Below are 3518 nucleotides of genomic sequence, written 5' to 3'. Positions count from 1 at the left end.
TGACTCCTGACTCCTCCATCGTTATTTATAACTATTCAACCGGAGATGATATAAATTATAGAATCTTATTGGCAATAATCTGGGTATTAACTTATGATTCAATGTAAACCAAAAATTTTAATTGTTTTTTTAGGGATAATTTTAGTAGCATTTCCGTCATTAGCGAATGCTAATAATTTCGGAATATTTACCCAAAAAGAATCGGATATATCTCAATCTAAAATTATTACTTCACAAGCCTCAGATAATTCTCCTTACATTCAGTTAGAAAATTTATTAGCAGAGAATAAATGGCAGGAAGCAGATGAAGAAACATACGATTTGATTTTAAAATTAACTCAAAGAACTAGAGCTGGAGGTATCAACACAAGAGCAATTAAAGAAAAAATTTCTTGTGAAGAAATTGGTAATATTGACCAACTCTGGCGGAAGTATTCAGCAGATAAATTTGGTCTTAGTATCCAAATATCAATTTACTTAGAAACTGGTAATAACTTGGAAAGGTATAATCCACAAAGTTATCAAATATTTGGGGATAGACTAGGTTGGAGAAAAGCCAGAAAATGGAAAAAATATGAGCAGTTAAATTTCTCCGAAGATGCTCCTAAAGGTCATTTACCAGTAGCTATAAGAGAACCAGAAGTTACTGTGAATATTCCCGAATTTATGATTACTAAACGTTTGCGTAGGGTACTATATTCTAGGGTGGAAGAATGTGGACTATAATCAGTTATCAGTTATTACTAATATAGAATCCGGGTAATTAGTTATCGTATTGCGGAGGAGTCAGGAATCGTAGGGGCGTTTTCCTGACGGAATGCTCCGCAAACATGTCGCTCCGCGAAACGGCCGTTAGCTTCGCATAACTATCGTTAACGCCCGTACAGGAGTTAGGAGAAATATTGGATTTGAAGTATTAAATTATATAATTCCTATTCAATAAAAAACTTGTCTTAATGAAGAAGTAGTTTTGGAATTACTGTATAACCGGATTTTATATAAAAGGGGTTGGTGATGGGTGGCTATGATTTTTTTTAAGTTTAGAAACCGGGTTTATATAGCAATCCGCGCATTGGTCTTCATTAATGGATAATTGATAATTGATAATTGATAATTACCTCTCCCTTTTAGGGAGAGGATTGACACAAAGGGGGAAAAGATTTATTTTTTCCACCCTTGAAAGTGGAGGCTTCAAGGCGTGAATTATCTAATTATTTAATTGCTTAATTATTAATTATTTCGGTAACAAGTTTGATAATAGTTAAAAAAAGCTGAAAACCTTGAAAATTACAACTCCTAAATACTCCCAAAATACCACAACCGATTAGAGGATTGCTATAGCTGAATGCTTACCTTTTATTTCCGTACTAATTAACTTTAAAGATGTCACAAATAGTTTCAAACTTTAAATGTGAAATAATTTCCTGAAGTTACTGTATAGTTAAAGTTTTGATCCTTAAAAATATAACTTTTGACTGTCTTGAGTGTGTCTTACATTCTGGAGGGGCTGTGTGCGGAATTACTTCCCCACTTTGATACGCCCCGTAGGAAACCTCAGAATTACACACTCGCTTTTGTAGGGGCGAATGGCCATTCGCCCCTACGACTTTTGACTTCCGTGAAAAGGTATGGAATGTTGACTTATCAAGATTTACCTATAGAATAAAAAACGATTTTGAAATTCACCAGCAGGAGTGAAGCTTTGAACAACGAAAGTCTGTCAGACAATTTATCATTAGTCCAGGAAACTGTTGTGGATGAAATTCCTGAAGCAGTGCGAGACCCCCAAAAGGATGAAGAAATTATCCCAACTAAACCTAACAATAAAAAATGGATTTGGAGTTGGGCGGGAATAGTAGTTTTGGTGGGAGTAGTTACTCTAGGATTACAAGTTCAATCTAATCTCAACCAAGTTAATGCTTCATCAACTGAAACTGAAACTGATAGTATTGAGGTAGCTAATTCTTCTACTACAGAAACTCCTATAATTGAGCCTGAGAAAAATCTCCTTGCAGATTTGCCTTACTCACAAATAGCAGAAATAGAACTAGCTTATGTAGTTGCTGATAATGATATTAAATTACAAGTAAATGCAGCAAAAAAGTTTCAGGAAATGCTTTATGCTGCTAGAAATGATGGGATTAATTTAGTAGCTTTGAGAGGATTTATGTCTAAGTCTGATTTGGAGGATTTGGTAAGTGAGACTAATACTATTGAGGAAAATTCTAAGGTCAATTTTTCACCTCTAAGTTATGGGGAATATATAACAGGTTATGCTGTTGATATTGGGGATAAAAATGCACCTGAAACTTACCAAAATGTGGAATTTGAAAATACGGCAGCTTTTCAGTGGTTAAAAAATAATGCTGCTTACTTTAGCTTTGAAATGATACCTGTTGATGATGAGAAAGGTGTTGGTTATGAACCTTGGCATTGGCGTTATGTAGGCGATCGCCAAAGTCTAGAAACTTTTTATAAAAATCTACCTAATACTATCTCTGAAGAATCAGAGTTAGTTCAAGAAAATCCAGAATTAAGTAACGGTGAATAATCATAATTTAGCATCATGGAAAAAATTAATAAATTAGCAATTATTGGTGGAACACACGGAAATGAATTTACAGGAATATATCTTGTCAAAAAATTTGAAAAGTTTCCAGATTTGATTAGCAGAACAAATTTTGAGACTAAAACATTATTGGCTAATCCTGAAGCATTGAAATTAGTTAGAAGATACGTTGATACAGATTTAAATCGTTGTTTTCAAGTTAAAGATTTAGAAAATAATACAAAGACTAATTATGAGGAGAGTCGGGCAAAATTTATTAATCAAATGTTAGGACCGAAAGGGAATCCTAAGTTTGATTTAATCTTGGATTTACATACTACTACTGCTAACATGGGATTAACAATTATTTTGGTAAATAATCATCCTTTTAACTTAAAAATGGCTGCTTATTTAAGTTCAGTTGAGCCAAATGTGAAAGTTTATAGTTGTTTTAATCCAGGAGTGGAAAATTCTTTGATAAATTCTATATGTGAACGTGGTTTTGCTATTGAAGTAGGTCCGATTGCTCAAGGAGTTATCCAGGCAGATTTATTTCAAAAAACAGAAAAATTAGTTCAGACAAGTTTAGATTTTGTTGAATATTTTAATGAGGGTAAGCTACATCATATAAATGGGGATATTGTCGTTTATCAACATTTAAAAGTTGTGGATTATCCTAAGACTGAGGAGGGAGAAATAACAGCAATGATTCATCCTAAATTAGAAGGGAAAGATTATCAAAAATTAAGTCCGGGTGAGCCAATGTTTTTAACTTTTGATGGCAAAACAATTTATTATGAGGAAGAAAATCCTGTTTGGCCAGTTTTTATTAATGAGGCGGCTTATTATGAAAAAGGAATTGCTATGTGTTTGACAAAACAAGAGAGTATCACAGTTTAATATTAAGGGTGATAAATATTTGCTACATTTTCTTGAGCGGGAGAGTAGGGGAGTAGGGGAGCAGGGGAGT

3 protein-coding genes are annotated in these 3518 nt (G+C 33.5%); all 3 read left to right on the top strand.

Features of this window, described 5'->3' with window-relative positions:
• The first annotated feature begins 93 nt into the window (after positions 1–93).
• The 3 genes from AFK68_RS05605 to AFK68_RS05595 all read left to right on the top strand — a co-directional run bounded on the left by AFK68_RS05605 (position 94) and on the right by AFK68_RS05595 (position 3448).
• Positions 94–726, top strand: coding sequence for a GUN4 domain-containing protein (locus tag AFK68_RS05605; RefSeq protein ID WP_094671931.1), 633 nt, complete (start codon positions 94–96; stop codon positions 724–726).
• Positions 727–1702: 976 nt separating this feature from the next.
• Positions 1703–2551, top strand: a complete 849-nt coding sequence (locus tag AFK68_RS05600) for a D-alanyl-D-alanine carboxypeptidase family protein (protein ID WP_094671930.1) — start codon at positions 1703–1705, stop codon at positions 2549–2551.
• Between the two features lie 15 nt (positions 2552–2566).
• Entirely contained in the window at positions 2567–3448 is an 882-nt protein-coding gene (locus tag AFK68_RS05595; RefSeq protein ID WP_094671929.1) for an aspartoacylase, read from the top strand.
• Positions 3449–3518: the final 70 nt, after the last annotated feature.

Origin of the sequence: Hydrocoleum sp. CS-953, from assembly GCF_002260545.1 — a bacterium.
Lineage (GTDB): Bacteria > Cyanobacteriota > Cyanobacteriia > Cyanobacteriales > Microcoleaceae > Trichodesmium.
This window is presented reverse-complemented; position numbering and strand designations above follow the sequence as displayed.

Excerpts from the sequence above, each read along its gene's own strand:
- AFK68_RS05595 (WP_094671929.1), top strand. The coding sequence starts at position 2,567 with ATGGAAAAAATTAATAAATTAGCAATTATTGGTGGAACACACGGAAAT.
- AFK68_RS05605 (WP_094671931.1), top strand. The coding sequence starts at position 94 with ATGATTCAATGTAAACCAAAAATTTTAATTGTTTTTTTAGGGATAATT.